Raw genomic sequence first — 18,558 nt, forward strand, 5'->3', positions numbered from 1 at the left:
ATAAATTTCAAATTCCAAAATGACCCACATCATACCTAAGCGCGTCGTCATTGACACCAATGTCTGTCTCGATCTGTTTGTCTTCAAAGACCCGCGCTGGTCGGTTTTGCTGTCTGCCTTGCAAAATGGCCAGATACAGGCCGTCACCAGAAATGATTGCCGGGACGAATGGCTGGCCGTACTCAAATACCCTCACCTGCCGGTCATACCAGAACAGTTGGAGCAGATTACCGGCTGGTTTGATGCATACATACTGTGCGTCATACCGGCAGAGCCATCGACGTATAAATTGCCAGTCTGCAGTGACAAGGACGATCAGAAATTTCTGGAAATTGCGCGCGATGCACAAGCGCAAGTATTGATCACCAAGGACAAGGCTTTGTTGAAGCTGGCAAGAAAAATGAAAACCGCCGGCATGTTCCAGATTCAAACGCCAGAACAATTTTTACTTGGCTACGTAAAAGAATGTGACAAAACTGCATCGCATGGAACAAAAGCATGACAAATTTTGTTACTCTGGGTTATCCTTCGGTAATCTCCTGCTACTATGATGGAATGATGAAAGAAGCATCGCCAGAGCATGAAAACAAGATCTGAATTGCATTCATCATTGAACAATTCAGGGAACCTACCTCAATGCGATTATGGAGAATAAAGGACTATGACCGATTCAGCAGATGATCTGGACGCATTGTTTGAAGAAATGGCCAATCAGCGGGTGGAAACAGGTGCTGCACCTACACCGCCCGGATCGCCGTCTCCAGCAGAGTCAAATGCGCAGGTGGCGCACGACAGCATCCCCGCCAAATTCAATTTCCACAACACCGATGAAGAAGCAAACAAGCCCATGTTTGACCGCCTTGGTGGATTGGTCAGAATGCTGCACGACTCCATGCGTGAGCTCGGCTATGACCGCTCACTGTCGGATGTCGCAATACAAATCGCTGATGCGCAGGACAGGCTGGAATATGTTGCCTCGCTGACAGAACAAGCTGCCAACAAAGTCTTGAATGCCACTGATCTGGGTCTGCCGGAACAGGATGAACTGGCCAAGAAAGCCAAGACCATGGATGCGCGCTGGACGGACCTGTTTGAAGGCAAGCTCAGTGTTGACGAATTCAAATCGCTGGCGACAGATTCCAAAAGTTTTGCCACTACCGTGCTGGTAGCAACCGATGCTGAAAAAGCACGCTTGCTGGACATCATGATGGCACAGGACTTCCAGGATCTGACTGGCCAGTTGATCAAGAAAGTGGTCGCCATCAACAAAATAGTGGAACATGAACTGGCGCAGATACTGCTCGACAATGCACCATCTGACCTGAAAGAAAAGGCCGTGGTATTGATGGAAGGCCCATCTGTCCCGAACGCAGCGTTGGAACAGGACGATGTAGACAATCTACTTGATAGTCTGGGTTTCTAATGGATGACATGCTCAAAGAATTTGTCGTCGAAGCGCTCGACCTTGCGACAAATGTAGAAGAACACCTGCTCTCGCTCGAGCGCAATCCAGGTGACATGAATACGCTGAATGCGGTGTTCAGGTCTTTCCATACGATTAAGGGTGGTGCCGGCTTCATGAATCTGAGCGCCATGGTATCGGCCTGCCATCTGACAGAAAACCTGTTCGATGCGCTGCGCACGGGCCAGGTACCGGTAACCCCCGAAGCCATAGAAGCGGCACTGGAAGCCAGCGGCTTTGTGGCAGATCAGTTGACGGCACTGAACAATGGCACCGAACCAGCCAGTCTTTCGACGATGCCAAAATCGCTCGAAAAGATGCTGACAGATGCGATCGAGATGAAGGGTGCGAGCAAAAAAGCCCCTGCTGTTGCCAAGCCCAAAGCCGAAGTTGCGCCAAAAAAAGCCGCCGAGAAAAAGGTCGACACCCCTGCCAAGGAAAGCAGTGGTGAACTTGACTGGGAAGCTTATTTCCGTGCAGTGACGCCACCTGGCACCTTGCCGGAAGCTGTTGACGCAGCCGCTGAAGCAGACGCAGAAGAAGCGGAAGACAAGGCCATCGTACAAAAAGAAGAACACGAAGCGGTCAAATCCTCGCTATCGAATGCAGAAATCAAGCAAAACGCACCGGCCAAGGAAGAAAGCATACGTATTGATGCAGTCAAGCTGAATGTCTTGCTGGAAGTTGCTGGCGAATCCGTGCAGGCTGCCAATCAGGCTGCTGTTTTGCTGGAAAAACTGTCGCAATTCAAATTTGATGGTCAGGCAGCACCACTGATGTCGGCACTGACCGAAACCCTGACCAGGGCCTCGCGTTACTCTACAGAACTACAGCGCGCTACACTGGCCACCCGCATGCAGCCAGTTGGTCGCCTGTTCCAGAAATTCCCGCGTCTGGTTCGTGAACTGGCTCGCGATCTGGGCAAAGAAGTGGATCTGAATATTGCCGGTGCTGAAACCGAAGTGGATCGCGTCGTGGTGGACAGCCTGTATGACCCACTGGTCCACATGCTGCGCAATGCACTTGATCACGGCATAGAAACGTCTGAAGAACGCATCAACGCCAACAAGTCGCCACGCTCCACCATTTCTCTCAAGGCCTGGCAGGAAGCCAGCAGCGTCATGATAGAAGTGACCGATGACGGCAAGGGTATGGATGCGCAAAGGTTGCGTGACAAGGCGATTTCCAAGGGTCTCATCAATTCGCATGATGCCCGCACCGACGACGAAGCGTTCCAGCTGGTTTTCCTGCCGGGCTTCTCTACCAAGGAAGTGGCGTCCAGCGTTTCTGGACGTGGTGTCGGTATGGACGTGGTGAAAACCGCGGTGGAACGTCATCGTGGCGCCATACGCATTGCGTCACAACTGGGTGCAGGCACGACCTTTCTGATTCGCCTGCCGATCGAATTGTCCATCGTACCTACCATGCTGGTACGTACAGATGGCGCTTCACTGGCCTTGCCGATGGCGACCGTGCAACGCGTGGTCGAATTGCCCGAGACCTTTGAAAGTGTCGGTGGCCAACCTGTATTGCGCGATCTGGGTCGCCCATTGCCAGTAAAATCACTGGGCAAGATTTTAGGTTATACCCCGGCATCAGAGCGTGTTGGCATCGTCATTGCAGCCCCCAGCCCTTACATCCTGTCAGTAGACGCGGTGGATGGCACGGCTGATCTGGTGATCAAACCATTGACCTGCATCAGCACGCCGGGCATTACGGGTACGGCCCGCTCGGCTGAAGGTGAACTGGTACTGGTGATCAGCCTGTCCTTCCTGATTGACGGCTGTAAGACACGGGAACGTATTTCTGCCTGATTATTGTTGATCCTGGCGCTTCCTGACTGTTCCTGGCTCTGTACCTGGCCAGGCGCTCTGGATCATCCAGCATCAATCAGTATTGATCTGCATCACCGCGCCCCACCCCAATAAACGCATTTTGACCAAATCTGTCAAAATGCGTTTATTCTTTTTACAGCCATCTGGCACCCCATGACATCTGCTGCCGCCACTTTTACACTGCAAAATCTGGCCCTGGAAAATCAGTTTGCAAACCTGCCAGCGCATTTTTTTACCCAACTGCCGGCCAGCCCTATCCAGCAGCCGTATCTGGTCGCTGCCAGCAAGGCTGCGGCGGATTACCTGCACCTGGATCAGGCATGCCTGAACACGCCGGAATTTATTTCCTATTTTTCAGGCAATCAGGGCATTCCTGGCAGCAAACCACTGGCCGCTGTCTATTCTGGTCATCAATTTGGCGTCTGGGCCGGGCAACTTGGCGATGGCAGGGCCCTGCTGCTGGGTGGACTGAGTCATGCCGGCCAGCACCTGGAAATCCAGCTCAAAGGTTCCGGCATGACGCCCTATTCCCGCATGGGTGACGGACGCGCCGTATTGCGCTCGTCAATACGGGAATTCTTGTGTTCAGAAGCCATGGCCGGTCTCGGTATACCTACCTCACGCGCGCTGTGCGTCATAGGCTCGGACCAGATGGTGTTTCGCGAAACGCCAGAAACCAGTGCGGTGGTTGCCCGCCTTGCTCCCAGCTTCATACGCTTTGGTTCATTTGAACACTGGTACTACAATGACAGGATGGATGACCTGCGTCTGCTGGCCGACTTTGTCATTGAGCAGTCTTTCCCTGAACTATTAGATCACGCCAACAAATACCAGGCTTTACTGGTAGAAGTCACCCAGCGCACTGCTGAATTGATGGCGCACTGGCAGGCCGTAGGTTTCATGCATGGCGTCATGAATACGGACAATATGTCGATCCTTGGCCTGACGCTTGATTACGGCCCGTTTGGCTTCATGGAAGCCTATGATGAAAAACACATCTGCAATCACACTGACCAGCAAGGGCGCTATTCATACCGCATGCAACCGGCCATCGGCAACTGGAATTGCCAGGCACTGGCACAAGCACTGTCGCCCCTGATCGGCAGCGTGGACGAAACCAATGCCGCCCTGGCCCATTATCCAGCGAGTTATCGCAACAAGTGGAGCGAGCTGATGCACAGGAAATTCGGGCTGGATACAGTGCATGAAGGCGATCTGGAACTGTTTGCCGATTTTTTCAAACTGTTACAAAGTAATCAAGCCGACTTTACCCTGAGTTTTCGCAATTTAAGTAAGCTTTCGAACCAGATTTCGACTAAGGATGAACCCCTGCGCGATTTATTTCTCGATAGACAAGCTTTGGATGACTGGCTATCGCACTACCGGGCACGACTGGCAATGGAAGCCAGTGATGAAGCGGTACGTCAGGCCAGCATGCTGGCAAGCAACCCCAAATACATATTGAGAAACTATCTGGCACAGGTGGCGATAGAAAAAGCACAAAACAAGGATTTTTCAGAAGTGGAAAAACTGCTGCAGATTCTGGAAAAACCGTTTGACGAACAAGAGGAAAACGAAGACTACGCTACCCTGCCCCCCGACTGGGCCAGGCATATAGAAGTCAGTTGTTCTTCCTGAAACGATGAGGAAATCATGAAAAAAGTTGTCAAATCCGATGCCGAATGGAAAACCCAGTTAGACGCCATGGAATATGAAGTTACCCGGCACGCCGCCACCGAACGTGCGTTTACTGGCAAATTCTGGGATCACCACGAGGTCGGCACCTATATTTGTGTCTGCTGCAACACGCCGCTATTCACCTCCGACGCCAAGTTTGATTCCGGCTGTGGCTGGCCCAGCTATTTCAAGGCACTGGATCCGGACAACGTGCGTGAAAAAATTGATACATCTCATGGCATGACGCGAACCGAGATATTGTGTAATATCTGCGACGCTCACTTGGGACATGTATTTCCTGACGGGCCGCCGCCAACAAGGTTGCGTTATTGCATCAATTCCGCATCCATGAAATTTGAACCAGAAACTTAAGCTGTCCGCACATGAAATTTCTTTTTGATTTATTCCCGGTCGTATTGTTTTTTGGCGCTTTCAAATGGGGCGAGGGAAACGCAGAAAAGGCGCAGGCGCTGGTCACGCAATATCTTTCTGGCATTATCTCGGGCGGCACAACCACCGTCGAGCTGGCACCCATCATGCTGGCAACCGCTGTCGCCCTGATCGCTTCTGTTATCCAGATCGGCTATCTGGTGCTGCGCAGGCAAAAAGTCGATGCAATGCTGCTGATTTCCTTCATCATCATCATGATTTTCGGTGGTGCCACCATGTACTTCCAGAGTGAAGCCTTTATCAAGTGGAAACCGACCGTCTTATATTGGTGTTATGGCGGCGCATTTGCCTTGGGGCAATTTATTTTCAAGTCCAACCTGATCCAGGCTGCCATGGGCTCGCAAATCAAATTGCCGGATACCATCTGGTCACGTCTGAGCGTGGCGTGGATACTGTATTTCACGCTGATGGGCGTCGTCAATCTCTACGTTGCCTATCATTTTTCCACTGATACCTGGGCAAATTTCAAATTAATTGCTGTTGTTGCAATAATGCCTGCATTTGTCGTGGTACAAAGCCTGTTCTTGGCAAAATACCTGGAAGAACCAGCGCAATGACACGCGACGAGAAAATATTGCAGCGCCTTTCGGAAACCTTGCAGCCTTCCGATTGTCAATTGACAGACGATTCTGAAGCACATCGGGGGCATGCTGGTGCCGCTGGTGGAGCCGGTCATTACCGTGTAAGAATAGTTTGTCAGCAATTTGAGGGCTTAAACCGTATTTCTCGCCATCGACTGGTGTATGATGCCGTTGGCGATATGATGCAAACGGAAATTCATGCCTTAAACATCGTGGCATTAAGTCCGTCAGAGATACCGACCTAGGCAGTTTACTTATAAATCCGTTTTATTTAATTTTGTTATTTAGGAACAGACAATGACTTTTAAACCTGCTCATTTGCTGGTAGTACTTCTTGCAACTGCCCTGCCTGCTCTGGCACAGAATCTGGCTGTTGTTAACGGCAAAGCCATCCCATCCAGCCGTGTTGATGCCATGGTCAAGCAATTGACTGCACAAGGACAGCAAGACAGCCCGCAATTGCGTGCGATGGTAAAGCAAGAACTGATCAATCGTGAAGTATTGATGCAGGAAGCTGAGAAATCCGGAGTAGCCTCAAATCCAGAAGTCAAAAACCAACTGGAAATAGCACGCCAATCTTTGTTGATTCGTGCCCTGATGATTGAACATGTCAAGAAAAACCCTGTCACTGATGCAGAGATACAGGCTGAGTACGACAAGGCAAAAGCACAGGCTGGCGACAAGGAATACCACGCTTACCATATCCTGGTTGACAAGGAAGATGAAGCCAAAGCCATCATCTCCAAACTGAAGGCTGGTGCCAAGTTTGAAGAACTGGCAAAACAGTCTAAAGATGCAGGTTCTGCATCCAAAGGCGGCGATCTGGACTGGGCATCTCCTGCTGCCTGGGATCCAGCTTTCTCTCAAGCCATGACTGCCCTGCAAAAAGGTCAGTTCACAGAAACACCGGTGAAGACACAATTTGGCTTCCACATCATCAAGCTGGATGATGTACGTGCAGCGAAATTCCCTACACTGGAAGAAGTGAAACCGCAAATTGTTGACGGTCTGCAGCAGCAACGCGTGCAGATTTATCAGCAAGCGCTGGTTAAAAAGGCAAAAGTCCAGTAATTTTGTCAAGGCACAAGAAAAAGCGGACTTCAAGTCCGCTTTTTTGTTTCTGAATCCTTAGGAAAATTACTGAATAGAATAGATTAGGTGTCTGAAAAAGTATCAAATATCAGGCGCCGCATCCATTGATTCCCTGGTTCCTTATGAAACTTGGCATGCCAGAATAAATTGATTCCGGTTTCCGGCAGTGGTATTGGATGGTCCATGAACCGGAGATTAAACGGTGCCAGGCACTCTCTTGCGTAGCGCTCGGGGACAGTTGCCAGCATGTTGGTCGTGGATAGAATATGCCCAACTGCGACAAAATGGGGGACAGTCAACTTGATGTTGCGTTTAACCCCCTTTCTTTCTATGGATTCGTCCAGTTTTGCGTGCCCGGTTCCCGCCGAGATCACCACCACATGCTCGGCATTGGAAAACTCCTCTATAGATATTTTTTTCTTATCCAGAGCATGACCCCGACGCAACATGCATACATATTTTTGCTCGAAGAGTCTGTGCTGGAAAAAACCAGCCTTCAGTTGTGGCAATAAGCCAACAGCCAAGTCGACATTTCCCGCCTCCATTTCATCCCTCAGATTAACCGCAGTGTTACGAACCGTACTGATGGAGACCCCGGGAGCAATCTCGGAAAGCGCATTCATTAATTTGGGCAGGAAATATATTTCACCGATATCCGTCATGCCGATTCTAAAAGTTCTTGCGCTACATTTTGGATCGAATAATGTTTGCTGATTCAAGGTGCTGTGAATTGCACTTAATGCATAGGCGATAGGTTCCGCCAACTGCACGGACAGTGAGGTGGGTTCCATCCCCTTTGAAGTCCGCAGAAACAGCTCATCCCCCAATAAACGTCTGAGTCGGTTGAGCGCATTGCTAATTGCGGGTTGTGTCTGGCCAAGCTTTTCTGCAACGATAGAAACACGTTTATCTATCAATAACTGATTGAAAACGACGAGCAGATTGAGGTCAATATCCTTGAGTTCCATATTTAGGCAATATCATTTTCAGTGATTATTAAAATTCACAGAATACTATATATTAATAAAGCTCAGATTTCTATAATTCCTCCAACCAGTCAATGTCAGTAGGTAAAAGGAGAAAAAATGGAACTCGTTGTGCAACCCCTGGGGCGCGCGCTTAGCGTACAGCCCGGAGAAAATTTGCTGGGGGTGCTGGAAGCGAACGATATTCCAATCTCTTATAGTTGCAAATCAGGACGGTGTGGAACCTGTCGTTGCCGCATAGTGGAAGGCAAAGTACTCGAATCAGGAAGAGATGCCAAAATCACCAATCCTGACGACGATAATCACGTATTGGCATGCATGAGTGTGCTGACAGAAAATTGTGTGATCGAAATCCCGGAACCTGACGAGATCGTTCATCACCCTGCCAGAATAATTAAAGGGACCGTGGTTACCCTGGAAAATCTGACTCACGACATTAAACGACTGGTCGTGAAGTCCCCCAAGCAGCTCTCATTTTCACCGGGTCAATATGCGACGCTGCAGTTCACTGCCGAACATGTACGCCCCTACTCAATGGCATGTCTGCCAGACGATGAGCTACTCGAATTTCATATCCGTGCAGTACCACGTGGTCGTGTTACCGGCTATGTCTTCAACGAACTCAGGGTCGGTGATGCCATTCGTATCTCGGGCCCCATGGGGACTGCATATTTACGCAAAAAATATACCGGCCCAATACTGTGCATAGCCGGCGGCACCGGGCTTGCGCCAGTACTGGCTATCATCCGCGGCGCCACCGCCGCTGGACTCAATAATCCAATTCATCTGTACTTTGGGGTTCGTTCCTCAGCAGATATATACGGACTGGCATGGCTAGAATCCATTGCATTGCAGAACCCGAATTTACACGTGCACGTCATCGTCTCGACCAAGGAAAGCAATTCTACCTATCGCCTAGGCTTGGTGACAGATGCCGTTGAACAAGACTGGAAAGATTTAACAGGATGGCGTGCTTATCTTTGTGGCGCACCACCTATGGTTGATGCAGCGAAATTGATCGTGAAGAGAAAAGGTATTGCGAATGAACATGTGTATGCAGATGCATTTTATGCCAGTGCAAATTGAGTGAGTAAGTGAGTGAGCACCCTATGAACAAAGAATTAGCCAACGATGTTCACGAAGAACGTCAAAGATATTACCAGCACATCAACGAATACAGCATGACGCCATTATGGGAAGTGCTAGGTCGCCTGGTTCCCAAAGAACCGGCACCCGTCGTCGTCGCCGCTTTATGGAAATACAGTGAAGTACGTGATCAGGTTCTGAGAGCAGGCACGCTTATTACTGCCGAAGAGGCAGAGCGCCGTGTGCTTATTCTGGAGAATCCGGCACTTCGCGGAAATTCATCGATCACACAAAGCTTGTATGCCGGCCTCCAGCTGATTATGCCTGGAGAAGTGGCTCCAGCACATCGCCACACGCAGTCTGCCCTCAGATTAGTGCTGGACGGCGAAGGCGCTTACACCGCGGTTGACGGAGAACGTAGCACCATGCGTCGGGGCGACTTCATCATTACGCCGTCCTGGACTTGGCATGATCATGGCAACCTCGGTAAGGACCCGGTGATTTGGCTGGACGGGCTGGATATTCCGCTGGTCAGATTCTTCGATGCGGGTTTTTCTGAACATAGCGAAGAACGATCTCAGCAGGTCAGTCGACAAGAAGGAGACGCATTGGCGCGTTATGGCAGCAATATGTTGCCAGTCGATTTTTACCAGGTGTCGAATCAAGCCACCAAGGTTTTTGCGTATCCGTTTGCCCAAACACGTTCATCGCTGCTGACCGTTTCTCAAGGAGAAATTGACAGGCATCACGGACACAAGCTGCGTTTTGTGAATCCCGCGACCGGTGCGTCACCGATGCCAACGATTGCTGCTTTCGCACAATACCTGCCACGAAATTTTGAGAGCTATCCGTATCGCTGCACGGATGCGACCGTCTACGTCTGCCTGGAAGGTGAAGGAACAGCGACGATAGATAACAAGCTATTTCATTTCTCGCAGAACGATGTCTTCGTCGTCCCTTCGTGGCACAGGCTCAGTCTGCGTGCTGCCAGCAACTGCATCCTGTTCAGTTACTCCGACCGGCCTGTTCAGCAGGCAATGGGGTTGTGGCGCGAAGAGCGAATTCAAAATAACTAAGCAATAGCCCAGCATTAACTAAGCAATAACCAACCGGAGAAGAAAATGAAATATGTCGTAGCTACCGCCCCCACATACAGTCTGGAAGTGGCTGGCACCAGCGATGAATTTCCCGTGAATCGTATTTTTTGTGTTGGACGAAACTATGCGGCCCATGCACGCGAAATGGGGAAAGACCCGGAACGTGAGCCGCCGTTTTTTTTCATGAAACCAGCATGCGCTGCAGTCAAGGTGGGGAATACAGAATCAAGTATTCCCTACCCGGGCATGACTAATAATTTTCATCATGAAATTGAGATGGTGGTGGCAATTGGACGTGGGGGATCGGCTATCCCAAAAGAAGCAGCGTTACAGCATGTATATGGTTACGCAGTTGGCCTGGATATGACACGCCGCGATCTGCAATTGGATGCGCGTGACAAAGGACGCCCCTGGGAATTTGGAAAATCCTTTTCAGGTTCGGCACCGATCGGTCCTATTCACCGCATAGAAGACGTGGGCCACATCGCATCCGCAGCAATTAGCTTGACTGTCAATGGTGTGACCAGGCAATCCTCCAACGTCAAGGAATTGATTTGGTCGGTCGCGGAAAGTATTGCCTATCTTTCGCAGTTCGAAGTATTGGAACCTGGCGACATCATCATGACTGGGACGCCAGAAGGTGTTAATGCCGTCGTGGCAGGTGATGTGATGGTCGGTGCAATAGATGGCCTTGGCGCAATTGCGGTGCGCGTAGCTGCCTCGCAAGTGCCATGAATTCCACCAAGGGAGTGAGACATGCCTGATTCAGAAACTATTTTTCAAAGCAATCCAAAATGGGATGGCGACGGGTCTAGCCGGATTCCATTCTGGGCTTACACCGACGAATCCATCTACAAGAAAGAGCTGGAACGTTTTTTTTATACCAAGCACTGGTGTTACGTCGGCCTGGAAGCCGAAATTCCCAATCATGGCGATTTTAAACGCACCGTTGTCGGTGAAAGATCGGTCGTCATGACACGTGACGCCGATGGTGCCATTCGTGTTATCGAGAATGTTTGCGCGCACCGAGGTATGCAATTTTGCCGGGCGCGCCACGGTAATAAAAAAGAACTGGTATGCCCGTATCATCAGTGGAGCTACAAACTAAACGGCGACCTGCAGGGGGTTCCATTTCGTCGTGGCGTCAAGCAGGATGGAAAAATTAACGGCGGTATGCCAGTCAGCTTTAAAACCGAGGATAACGGTTTGACAAAGTTAAAGGTCGCTACCCGTGGCGGGGTGGTGTTTGCCTCTTTCGACCTGGATATAGAACCTTTGGAAGAGTTTCTTGGGCCGCAAATGTTGACGTATTTTGATCGCCTGTTCAATGGCCGCCAGCTCAAGATACTTGGTTATAACCGTCAACGCATACCGGGCAACTGGAAGCTGATGCAAGAAAATATCAAGGACCCCTACCATCCTGGTTTGCTCCACACCTGGTTCGTCACCTATGGTCTCTGGCGTGCAGACAACAAGTCGCAGCTTCGCATGGATGATCATTTCCGGCATGCAGCGATGATCTCGACCCGTGGCACGGGTGGCACAAGTGGCACAGGTGGTGCCTCTACCGAAGTCACTGCGGGTGTGAGTAGCTTTAAAGAAAACATGCAAATCAACGACAAACGTCTGCTTGACATTGTCCTGGAAGATTGGTGGAAGGGTCCGACCGCGGTGATGATGACCGTGTTTCCAAGTGTCATTTTCCAACAGCAGGTCAACAGCGTATCCACTCGCCACATTCAACCTAATGGTACCGGTTCATTTGACTTTATCTGGACCCACTTTGGCTTTGAAGACGATAGCGAGGAAATGACAGAGCGTCGTTTGATTCAGGCGAACCTGTTTGGCCCGGCTGGCTTCGTATCAGCAGATGACGGTGAAGTCATCGAATTTTCTCAATGCGGGTTTGAGCAAAAACCGAATCATCGCACGCTGGCCGAATTGGATGGCATACACATCCAGGATACTGAGCATATGGTCACAGAAACACTGATACGCGGAATGTACAACTATTGGCGGAAAGTGATGGAGCGTTAACATGATTGATCCAAAAACATATGTCGACCTGATCCAATTGTATGCGAACTACGCAGCGGTACTCAGTAATGCAGAATGGAAAAAATGGCCGGATTTTTTCACTGAAACCTGTATTTACATGATCCAGCCTCGCGAGAATTTTGAGCGCAACTTCCCGCTTGCCACACTCTCATTCATCAGCAAGAAAATGCTGCTGGATCGTGTCTATGGCATTGAAGAAACCCTGTTTCATGACCCCTATTATCAACGCAATATAACTGGCCTTCCCTTAGTCAAGAGCGAGGAGGCCGGACTGATTGTTTCAGAAGCGAACTATACCGTGTTCAGAACCAAGCTTAACCAGGAAACCACCGTGTTCAATGCCGGTCGCTACCTGGATAAAGTACGCCTGACCCCTGAAGGAATGAAGTTCGAGTCAAAGCTGTGTATTTATGACTCAGAAATGATTCCGAATTCACTTATTTATCCGATTTGAGGTTCCCATGAGTCAAAACTGGATCGAGGCAATTGCTGCCGATGATGTCCCCCAAGATGATGTGGTTGGCGTTGCCGTAGAAGGAAGGGACCTGGCTATTTATAGCTTTAACGGAAACGTCTACGTGACTGACAACATTTGCACCCACGGACATGCACGCTTGTGCGACGGCTTTTTGGAAGGACACGAAATTGAATGTCCGCTGCATCAGGGGAAATTCGATATCCGTAATGGCAAGGCAATGTGCTCCCCTCTCACACAAGACCTTCGTACCTACCCTGTGAAGATTGAAGCCGGAAAGGTTTTCATAGAAATGTAAATAGCCGCATCACTCAACGCTTGCTTTTCAATGACAGGCAAGCACCAAAAAATCAGGAGACAAAATGAAAACCTTTAAAAAAATAAGTTCTGCCATAGCTACTTTTGTATGCACTTTAGCTTTCACTTTAGCTTTCACTTCAGCTTTCACATCTGCAGCACAGGCTGCCAATGACATCAAGATTGGTTTTTCGGCACCGCTATCGGGTAGTCAAGCGATGGTGGGACAAGACCAACTGGACGGATTCAATCTGGCAATTGAGCAATATGGCGGCCGTTTCGGTGGCCGTACCGTGAGCTTGCTTAAAGAAGATGATCAACTGAAACCAGAAATAGGGGCGCAGATAATTCGTAAGTTTATCGAAAAAGACAAGGTAGACGCCATTGTCGGTCTGGGTTTTTCTAATGTTTTCATGGCTGGATTCAAGACTATCGTCGATTCAGGAGTGGTAGCCATCGGCACAAACGCTGGCCCTTCCCCAGTCGCCGGGGTCTCATGTGCCGCCAACGTGTTTTCTGTGGCCTGGCAAAACGACAGTACTGCAGAAGCAGTTGGCCAATATGTCAAATCCAAGGGCTATAAAAAAGTATTCATCCTGGCACCCAACTATCAGGCTGGCAAAGACATGCTGACTGGATTCAAGCGTTTATATAAAGGCACGGTCGCGGACGAACTCTATACGCAAGTTGGCCAAACCGACTACTCTGCCGAAATCGCTCAAATTCAGTCTGCAAAGCCAGATGCCGTGTTTGTTTTCTATCCGGGTGGGATGGGCGTCAATTTCGTCAAACAATTTAGCCAGGCTGGCTTATTGGGTACTGTACCAATGTTCTCTGTCTTCACCATAGACGGTACAACCATGCCGGCACTGAGAGATTTTGCCGTTGGCAGCACCTTTGGTGCCATGTGGGACGCGGCACTGGACAACGATGAAAACAAGAAATTTGTCGCAGCGTTCCAGGCAAAGTACAAGCGCATTCCAAGTGAATACGCTGCAACTGGATTTGATGCGGCACGCATTATAAATCTGGCAGTAGAAAAACTAGGTGGCAACACCTCTGACAAGAAAGCGTTTTCAGAGGCAGTGAGAGCTGCTGGTAAAGAATTCAAATCGGTAAGGGGACCTTTTCAGTTCAATAACAATAACTTCCCTATTCAGAACTACTACATATTCGAAGTCATTAAAACTGCAGGCCGGATTGAAGTGAAACAAAGTAGCGTTGCACTAAAAGAGCATTCCGACGCCTACAGCAATCAATGTCCGAGGAAGTAAATGGATATCTTAATGCAGGTATTCCCGCAGGTACTCAATGGTGTTCAATACGGCGTGCTCCTGTTCTTGCTTGCAGCCGGCTTGACATTGGTATTTGGGATCATGAACTTTGTCAATTTGGCGCATGGTTCGCTGTATATGCTGGGGGCCTATTTTTCCGCTCTCGGTTTTGAATACGGAGGATCATTCGCCTGGGCAGTGCTGGCGGCCATCATCGGTTGCGCAGCAGTTGGATTGATATTGGAGCGCATCGTCATCACCCGCCTCTATAGTCGGGATCACCTGGATCACGTATTGGCGACTTTTGGTCTGGTGCTTTTTTTTAACGAGCTAGTACGCATCCTGTTTGGTTCGCAGCCTTACTTTTTACCCGTCCCTGCGTTTCTCGAAGGAACAGTGAATCTTTTTGGCATCACCTACCCGGCCTACCGGTTTTCTATTATTGCCGTTGGTATCGCGGTTGCTGTTGGGGCACAGTGGCTCATGCAAGGAACGCGATTGGGAATGCTGATTCGTGCTGGCGCCACAAACCCTGCCATGGTTGGCGCGCTGGGGGTCAATATTAAATTGCTCAACACCCTCTTGTTCTGCATAGGCGCTGTGCTGGCAGGATTGGCAGGAGTGATGGCTGGACCGATACTGTCGATTCAATCAGGAATGGGGGAATCCGTGTTGATCAGCACACTGGTCGTAATCGTGATCGGTGGCATTGGATCAATACGCGGCGCACTGTATGCGTCCATCATCGTCGGTGTTGCAGATACGCTGGGACGTGCTTTTTTGCCGCTGTTATTCCGTTCTGTCATGGATAAAGAAGTGGCGACAGCAGCCGGGCCCGCAGTCGCTTCCATGCTGGTCTATATCTTGATGGCGCTTGTATTGGCTGTCAAACCGCAGGGCCTTTTTCCAACGGGGAGACGGTAATGTTGAGAAAAGACATGTTTCACAAAGCTGCTTTTTTTCTGCCCATGTCCATATTGGCCATGCTTGGCTTAGTGCCACTCATAGCAGGAATGCTTGAACAGCCATTTTATGTATCACTGTTTGCCCGTATAGTGATTTACGCACTGGCTGCGATGGCCTTAAATCTTTCACTAGGCTATGCAGGGCTGGTCAGCTTTGGTCATGCCCTTTTCTTTGGCGTTGGCTCCTATTGTGTTGCCATACCGGCTTTTTATGGCATTGATTCTGGATGGATGCAATTGGGCATATGTATAGTGGCATGTGCTGTTCTTGGTGGCATTACCGGTCTCATCAGTCTTCGCACTACAGGTATCGCTTTCATCATGATTACGCTGGCCTTTGCTCAAATGGGATATTTCGTCTTTGTAAGCCTGAAAAATTACGGTGGAGACGACGGCATGACGATCTCAAATCCATCAAAATTTTTCAGTGTGAGCTTAGGCGACCTGAACACACTTTATTATGTCGCGTTTTTCTTGCTGTGCGTTGTCACCTGGTTTATGTGGCGACTCCACTCGTCTTTGTTTGGCATGGTGTTACGCGGTGCGAAACAGAATACCCGTCGCATTAATGCATCAGGGTTTCCAGCAAAAAAATATCAGCTGGTTGCCTATGTTATTTCTTCGATTATCTGTGGCATAGCAGGCCTGCTTTTTGCAAACCTGAATGCATTTGCGTCTCCCAGCACGCTAGCCTGGTCTGTGTCCGGAGATTTAATTGTAATGGTGGTTCTGGGCGGGATAGGATCAGTTGCCGGACCATTTATTGGCGCATTTGTGTTCTTGGGACTTGAAGAAATACTAAAGGCATACTTCGAGCATTGGATGGTCGTTTTTGGCCCCATCATTGTCTTGATTGCTTTGCTCGGCAAGTCCGGGATTGCTGGCTGGTTGAACAGTATCGATCACCGGCTTACTCGTCTGCGCAATCAATATCGCACGATGAAAAATAGTAGCCCTGTTCCTGCTGAGGAGAAGTCAGCATGACGACCAGTCTACTGAGCACCCGCTCCCTGACAAAACGCTATGGCGGTTTGCTCGTTACGGATAACGTCACCATTGATATTCAGCCGGGTGAACTACACGCCATCATTGGTCCAAATGGTGCCGGCAAAACTACCCTCATCAATCAATTGTCAGGAGAATTATCCCCCGACATGGGGCAGGTATATTTTCAAGGACAGGATGTAACACCCCTTGGGATAGAAAGCCGGGCTCGACTGGGCTTGCTTCGCTCGTATCAGATAACTTCTATCTTTGAGTCATTCACTGTCCGTGAGAATGTGGGGTTATCTGCAGCCGGGGCAAAAAGAAATGCATTTTCTTTTTTAAAACCCATGCTTGAACATCGGGATATTACCGATGTAGCAGACCGTGTTATTGAAGACATAGGCTTGGTAGCCAGCCAAAACATGCTGGCAGGCGAATTGGCATATGGAGAACGACGACAACTGGAACTCGCGATGGCGATGGCCGCAGAACCCAGGTTCCTGTTACTGGATGAACCAATGGCGGGAATGAGTTCACAAGAATCTGCTGTCGTAGTCACATTACTCAAGCGACTCAAAGGCAAATATGGAATCCTGCTTATTGAGCATGACATGGATGCGGTATTTGCCCTGGCAGATCGTATCAGCGTGCTGGTATATGGGCGCATCATGTTTTGTGGAACACCTGATGAAATTCGCAATCACCCGGAGGTGAAAGCTATTTATCTCGGTGAAGAAGAATAAGGGTTGATCATATGGACCAGTTGCTTAAAATTGAACATGTCGTTGCTTCCTATGGACATGCCCAGGCCCTGTTTGGCGTCGATCTGGATGTCAGGGAAGGAGAAGTAATCACCCTGCTAGGACGAAACGGCATGGGTAGATCGACGACGATCAAATGTCTTTTCGGATTATTACCTGTGCAAAAAGGGAATATATGCTTTGCAGGAACGGACCTTCAATCAAGTGCCCCACATGCAATCGCACGTCTTGGCCTTGGGCTGGTGCCTGAAGGGCGCCAGATATTTCCTAACCTGTCCGTGGAAGAGAATTTAATCGCCACGGCCAGGGCATCGAAAAAAAATGCCCTCTCCTCCCCCTGGACACTAGGCCGCGTTTACCAATTCTTTCCAAGATTAAAAGAAAGACGCACCAACCAGGGATGGCAACTGTCTGGCGGAGAACAGCAAATGCTGGCTATCGGCAGGGCACTGATGACCAATCCGCGGCTTCTCGTCTTAGACGAAGCGACGGAGGGGCTATCTCCCTTAATCAGGCAAGAGATATGGGCAGCGTTGAAGGTATTAAAAAGTGAAGGCCTGTCACAGATCGTGATTGACAAGAACATCAAATCTCTTTTGACGCTGGCTGACCGTCACTTTGTCATGGAAAAAGGGAAAATTGTCTGGTCTGGCACTTCGGCAAAACTTTCAAATGAACCTGACATCATCCATCGCTACCTTGGAGTGTGAATAATCATGCCCACCGAACGTATTCTCTACAATTATTTTCGTAGTTCTTCTTCATATCGGGTTCGTATCGCATTGAACCTGAAATCGCTTCCCTTCGCGTATCTTGCGGTGCATTTGAATCGACATGGCGGCGAACAGTTTTCGCATGATTTTCAAGCCCTGAATCCTCAACAACTGGTTCCGCTTCTGCTTGAGAATGGAAACAGGATCAGCCAGTCTCTCGCTATCATTGAATATCTTGAAGAAACCTATCCAGAACATCCCCTATTACCACCAGCGCCGGAGGACAGGGCTTATGTACGGCAGATAGCAAACACCATTGCATGTGAAATGCATCCGCTGAATAACTTGCGTGTATTGAAGTATTTAACTGAAGAACTCAAACTGACTGATGAAGCAAAGAAAAACTGGGTTCGTCACTGGAATGAACTGGGCTTGCAGGCTCTTGAGAAAACTATCTTGAATTCGCCCAAGAGAGGGCAATTTGTCTTTGGCAATACGCCAACGATTGCTGACTGTTGCCTCGTCCCACAATTATTCAACGCGCAACGTTTTGATGTTGATCTCACCCCCTACCCGACCTTGCGAGCCATTGCGACAGCGTGCGGGAAACTAAAGGCATTTGAATTGGCGCATCCTGGCATGCAGCCAGACTCGGAGTAATTTCACCCCTCGTGGATAGAATGAGCAAAGATGCGCTAGCCTATTTTTGAAACTGCCATATCTTGCGTCTGCTGACTCAGGATATGGCATATCAATGACACT

The 18,558-nt window shown here is 49.4% G+C and carries 21 protein-coding genes; 20 read left to right on the forward strand and 1 reads right to left on the reverse strand.

The window, feature by feature from the left end:
* Window positions 1-19: 19 nt before the first annotated feature.
* The 8 genes from ACO0LM_RS03845 (at window position 20) to ACO0LM_RS03880 (ending at window position 7,076) form a co-directional block, all read left to right on the forward strand.
* Window positions 20-502, forward strand: coding sequence for a putative toxin-antitoxin system toxin component, PIN family (locus ACO0LM_RS03845; protein ID WP_423034486.1), 483 nt, complete (start codon window positions 20-22; stop codon window positions 500-502).
* 159 nt (window positions 503-661) lie between these two features.
* Complete coding sequence (locus ACO0LM_RS03850) at window positions 662-1,423, forward strand: protein phosphatase CheZ (protein ID WP_423034488.1); 762 nt, start codon at window positions 662-664, stop codon at window positions 1,421-1,423.
* Window positions 1,423-3,276 carry a chemotaxis protein CheA gene (locus ACO0LM_RS03855; RefSeq protein ID WP_423034490.1) on the forward strand — a complete coding sequence of 618 codons (1,854 nt, stop codon included), beginning with the start codon at window positions 1,423-1,425 and terminating at the stop codon, window positions 3,274-3,276. The genes ACO0LM_RS03850 and ACO0LM_RS03855 overlap by 1 nt, the downstream gene beginning before the upstream one ends.
* A gap of 174 nt (window positions 3,277-3,450) precedes the next feature.
* Window positions 3,451-4,935 (forward strand): protein adenylyltransferase SelO, encoded by a 1,485-nt coding sequence (locus ACO0LM_RS03860; protein WP_423034492.1) that lies wholly within the window; start codon window positions 3,451-3,453, stop codon window positions 4,933-4,935.
* Between the two features lie 12 nt (window positions 4,936-4,947).
* On the forward strand, window positions 4,948-5,346 hold the full coding sequence (gene msrB / locus ACO0LM_RS03865; protein WP_423034651.1) for a peptide-methionine (R)-S-oxide reductase MsrB: 399 nt from the start codon (window positions 4,948-4,950) through the stop codon (window positions 5,344-5,346).
* A gap of 11 nt (window positions 5,347-5,357) precedes the next feature.
* Window positions 5,358-5,981 carry a septation protein A gene (locus ACO0LM_RS03870; RefSeq protein ID WP_423034494.1) on the forward strand — a complete coding sequence of 208 codons (624 nt, stop codon included), beginning with the start codon at window positions 5,358-5,360 and terminating at the stop codon, window positions 5,979-5,981.
* Window positions 5,978-6,250: a BolA family protein gene (locus ACO0LM_RS03875; RefSeq protein WP_422986866.1), complete on the forward strand. Its 273-nt coding sequence runs from the start codon at window positions 5,978-5,980 to the stop codon at window positions 6,248-6,250. Before ACO0LM_RS03870 ends, ACO0LM_RS03875 begins: the two co-directional genes overlap by 4 nt.
* 52 nt (window positions 6,251-6,302) lie before the next feature.
* A complete protein-coding gene (locus tag ACO0LM_RS03880) occupies window positions 6,303-7,076 on the forward strand; it encodes a peptidyl-prolyl cis-trans isomerase (RefSeq protein ID WP_423034496.1) in 774 nt (257 codons plus the stop codon).
* Between the two features lie 83 nt (window positions 7,077-7,159).
* Here ACO0LM_RS03880 and ACO0LM_RS03885 read toward each other — a convergent pair whose 3' ends face one another.
* The gene (locus tag ACO0LM_RS03885) at window positions 7,160-8,065 is read right to left on the reverse strand and encodes a LysR family transcriptional regulator (protein ID WP_423034498.1); all 906 of its coding nucleotides are present in this window, start codon (window positions 8,063-8,065) and stop codon (window positions 7,160-7,162) included.
* A gap of 117 nt (window positions 8,066-8,182) precedes the next feature.
* Here ACO0LM_RS03885 and ACO0LM_RS03890 point away from each other — a divergent pair, with 117 nt between their 5' ends.
* The 12 genes from ACO0LM_RS03890 (at window position 8,183) to maiA (ending at window position 18,456) form a co-directional block, all read left to right on the forward strand.
* Window positions 8,183-9,169: a 2Fe-2S iron-sulfur cluster-binding protein gene (locus ACO0LM_RS03890; protein ID WP_423034500.1), complete on the forward strand. Its 987-nt coding sequence runs from the start codon at window positions 8,183-8,185 to the stop codon at window positions 9,167-9,169.
* Between the two features lie 23 nt (window positions 9,170-9,192).
* The gene (gene gtdA, locus ACO0LM_RS03895) at window positions 9,193-10,245 is read left to right on the forward strand and encodes a gentisate 1,2-dioxygenase (RefSeq protein ID WP_423034502.1); all 1,053 of its coding nucleotides are present in this window, start codon (window positions 9,193-9,195) and stop codon (window positions 10,243-10,245) included.
* A 45-nt stretch (window positions 10,246-10,290) separates the two neighbouring features.
* Entirely contained in the window at window positions 10,291-11,001 is a 711-nt protein-coding gene (locus tag ACO0LM_RS03900; protein ID WP_423034504.1) for a fumarylacetoacetate hydrolase family protein, read from the forward strand.
* A 21-nt stretch (window positions 11,002-11,022) separates the two neighbouring features.
* On the forward strand, window positions 11,023-12,303 hold the full coding sequence (locus ACO0LM_RS03905) for an aromatic ring-hydroxylating dioxygenase subunit alpha (protein ID WP_423034506.1): 1,281 nt from the start codon (window positions 11,023-11,025) through the stop codon (window positions 12,301-12,303).
* 1 nt (window position 12,304) lies between these two features.
* Window positions 12,305-12,778, forward strand: a complete 474-nt coding sequence (locus ACO0LM_RS03910; protein ID WP_423034508.1) for an aromatic-ring-hydroxylating dioxygenase subunit beta — start codon at window positions 12,305-12,307, stop codon at window positions 12,776-12,778.
* Window positions 12,779-12,785: 7 nt separating this feature from the next.
* Window positions 12,786-13,097, forward strand: a complete 312-nt coding sequence (locus ACO0LM_RS03915) for a non-heme iron oxygenase ferredoxin subunit (protein ID WP_423034510.1) — start codon at window positions 12,786-12,788, stop codon at window positions 13,095-13,097.
* A gap of 64 nt (window positions 13,098-13,161) precedes the next feature.
* Window positions 13,162-14,370, forward strand: a complete 1,209-nt coding sequence (locus tag ACO0LM_RS03920) for an ABC transporter substrate-binding protein (protein WP_423034512.1) — start codon at window positions 13,162-13,164, stop codon at window positions 14,368-14,370.
* Window positions 14,371-15,294, forward strand: a complete 924-nt coding sequence (locus ACO0LM_RS03925) for a branched-chain amino acid ABC transporter permease (RefSeq protein WP_423034514.1) — start codon at window positions 14,371-14,373, stop codon at window positions 15,292-15,294.
* The gene (locus tag ACO0LM_RS03930; RefSeq protein ID WP_423034515.1) at window positions 15,294-16,319 is read left to right on the forward strand and encodes a branched-chain amino acid ABC transporter permease; all 1,026 of its coding nucleotides are present in this window, start codon (window positions 15,294-15,296) and stop codon (window positions 16,317-16,319) included. The genes ACO0LM_RS03925 and ACO0LM_RS03930 overlap by 1 nt, the downstream gene beginning before the upstream one ends.
* Entirely contained in the window at window positions 16,316-17,065 is a 750-nt protein-coding gene (locus ACO0LM_RS03935; protein WP_423034517.1) for an ABC transporter ATP-binding protein, read from the forward strand. The genes ACO0LM_RS03930 and ACO0LM_RS03935 overlap by 4 nt, the downstream gene beginning before the upstream one ends.
* A gap of 11 nt (window positions 17,066-17,076) precedes the next feature.
* A complete protein-coding gene (locus ACO0LM_RS03940; RefSeq protein WP_423034519.1) occupies window positions 17,077-17,793 on the forward strand; it encodes an ABC transporter ATP-binding protein in 717 nt (238 codons plus the stop codon).
* Between the two features lie 6 nt (window positions 17,794-17,799).
* Window positions 17,800-18,456, forward strand: a complete 657-nt coding sequence (gene maiA / locus ACO0LM_RS03945; protein WP_423034521.1) for a maleylacetoacetate isomerase — start codon at window positions 17,800-17,802, stop codon at window positions 18,454-18,456.
* Window positions 18,457-18,558: the final 102 nt, after the last annotated feature.

The sequence above is a fragment of the Undibacterium sp. Di26W genome, assembly GCF_049340265.1.
In the GTDB taxonomy this organism is placed as follows: domain Bacteria; phylum Pseudomonadota; class Gammaproteobacteria; order Burkholderiales; family Burkholderiaceae_D; genus Undibacterium.

What these genes read in the sequence shown, in the direction of transcription:
- ACO0LM_RS03855 (WP_423034490.1), top strand. Translation starts at nt 1,423, where the DNA reads ATGGATGACATGCTCAAAGAATTTGTCGTCGAAGCGCTCGACCTTGCG.
- ACO0LM_RS03920 (WP_423034512.1), top strand. Translation starts at nt 13,162, where the DNA reads ATGAAAACCTTTAAAAAAATAAGTTCTGCCATAGCTACTTTTGTATGC.
- ACO0LM_RS03860 (WP_423034492.1), top strand. Translation starts at nt 3,451, where the DNA reads ATGACATCTGCTGCCGCCACTTTTACACTGCAAAATCTGGCCCTGGAA.
- maiA (WP_423034521.1), top strand. Translation starts at nt 17,800, where the DNA reads ATGCCCACCGAACGTATTCTCTACAATTATTTTCGTAGTTCTTCTTCA.
- ACO0LM_RS03930 (WP_423034515.1), top strand. Translation starts at nt 15,294, where the DNA reads ATGTTGAGAAAAGACATGTTTCACAAAGCTGCTTTTTTTCTGCCCATG.
- ACO0LM_RS03845 (WP_423034486.1), top strand. Translation starts at nt 20, where the DNA reads ATGACCCACATCATACCTAAGCGCGTCGTCATTGACACCAATGTCTGT.
- ACO0LM_RS03875 (WP_422986866.1), top strand. Translation starts at nt 5,978, where the DNA reads ATGACACGCGACGAGAAAATATTGCAGCGCCTTTCGGAAACCTTGCAG.
- ACO0LM_RS03885 (WP_423034498.1), bottom strand. Translation starts at nt 8,065, where the DNA reads ATGGAACTCAAGGATATTGACCTCAATCTGCTCGTCGTTTTCAATCAG.
- gtdA (WP_423034502.1), top strand. Translation starts at nt 9,193, where the DNA reads ATGAACAAAGAATTAGCCAACGATGTTCACGAAGAACGTCAAAGATAT.
- ACO0LM_RS03925 (WP_423034514.1), top strand. Translation starts at nt 14,371, where the DNA reads ATGGATATCTTAATGCAGGTATTCCCGCAGGTACTCAATGGTGTTCAA.
- ACO0LM_RS03905 (WP_423034506.1), top strand. Translation starts at nt 11,023, where the DNA reads ATGCCTGATTCAGAAACTATTTTTCAAAGCAATCCAAAATGGGATGGC.
- ACO0LM_RS03940 (WP_423034519.1), top strand. Translation starts at nt 17,077, where the DNA reads ATGGACCAGTTGCTTAAAATTGAACATGTCGTTGCTTCCTATGGACAT.
- ACO0LM_RS03910 (WP_423034508.1), top strand. Translation starts at nt 12,305, where the DNA reads ATGATTGATCCAAAAACATATGTCGACCTGATCCAATTGTATGCGAAC.
- ACO0LM_RS03890 (WP_423034500.1), top strand. Translation starts at nt 8,183, where the DNA reads ATGGAACTCGTTGTGCAACCCCTGGGGCGCGCGCTTAGCGTACAGCCC.
- ACO0LM_RS03900 (WP_423034504.1), top strand. Translation starts at nt 10,291, where the DNA reads ATGAAATATGTCGTAGCTACCGCCCCCACATACAGTCTGGAAGTGGCT.
- ACO0LM_RS03935 (WP_423034517.1), top strand. Translation starts at nt 16,316, where the DNA reads ATGACGACCAGTCTACTGAGCACCCGCTCCCTGACAAAACGCTATGGC.
- ACO0LM_RS03880 (WP_423034496.1), top strand. Translation starts at nt 6,303, where the DNA reads ATGACTTTTAAACCTGCTCATTTGCTGGTAGTACTTCTTGCAACTGCC.
- ACO0LM_RS03850 (WP_423034488.1), top strand. Translation starts at nt 662, where the DNA reads ATGACCGATTCAGCAGATGATCTGGACGCATTGTTTGAAGAAATGGCC.
- ACO0LM_RS03915 (WP_423034510.1), top strand. Translation starts at nt 12,786, where the DNA reads ATGAGTCAAAACTGGATCGAGGCAATTGCTGCCGATGATGTCCCCCAA.
- ACO0LM_RS03870 (WP_423034494.1), top strand. Translation starts at nt 5,358, where the DNA reads ATGAAATTTCTTTTTGATTTATTCCCGGTCGTATTGTTTTTTGGCGCT.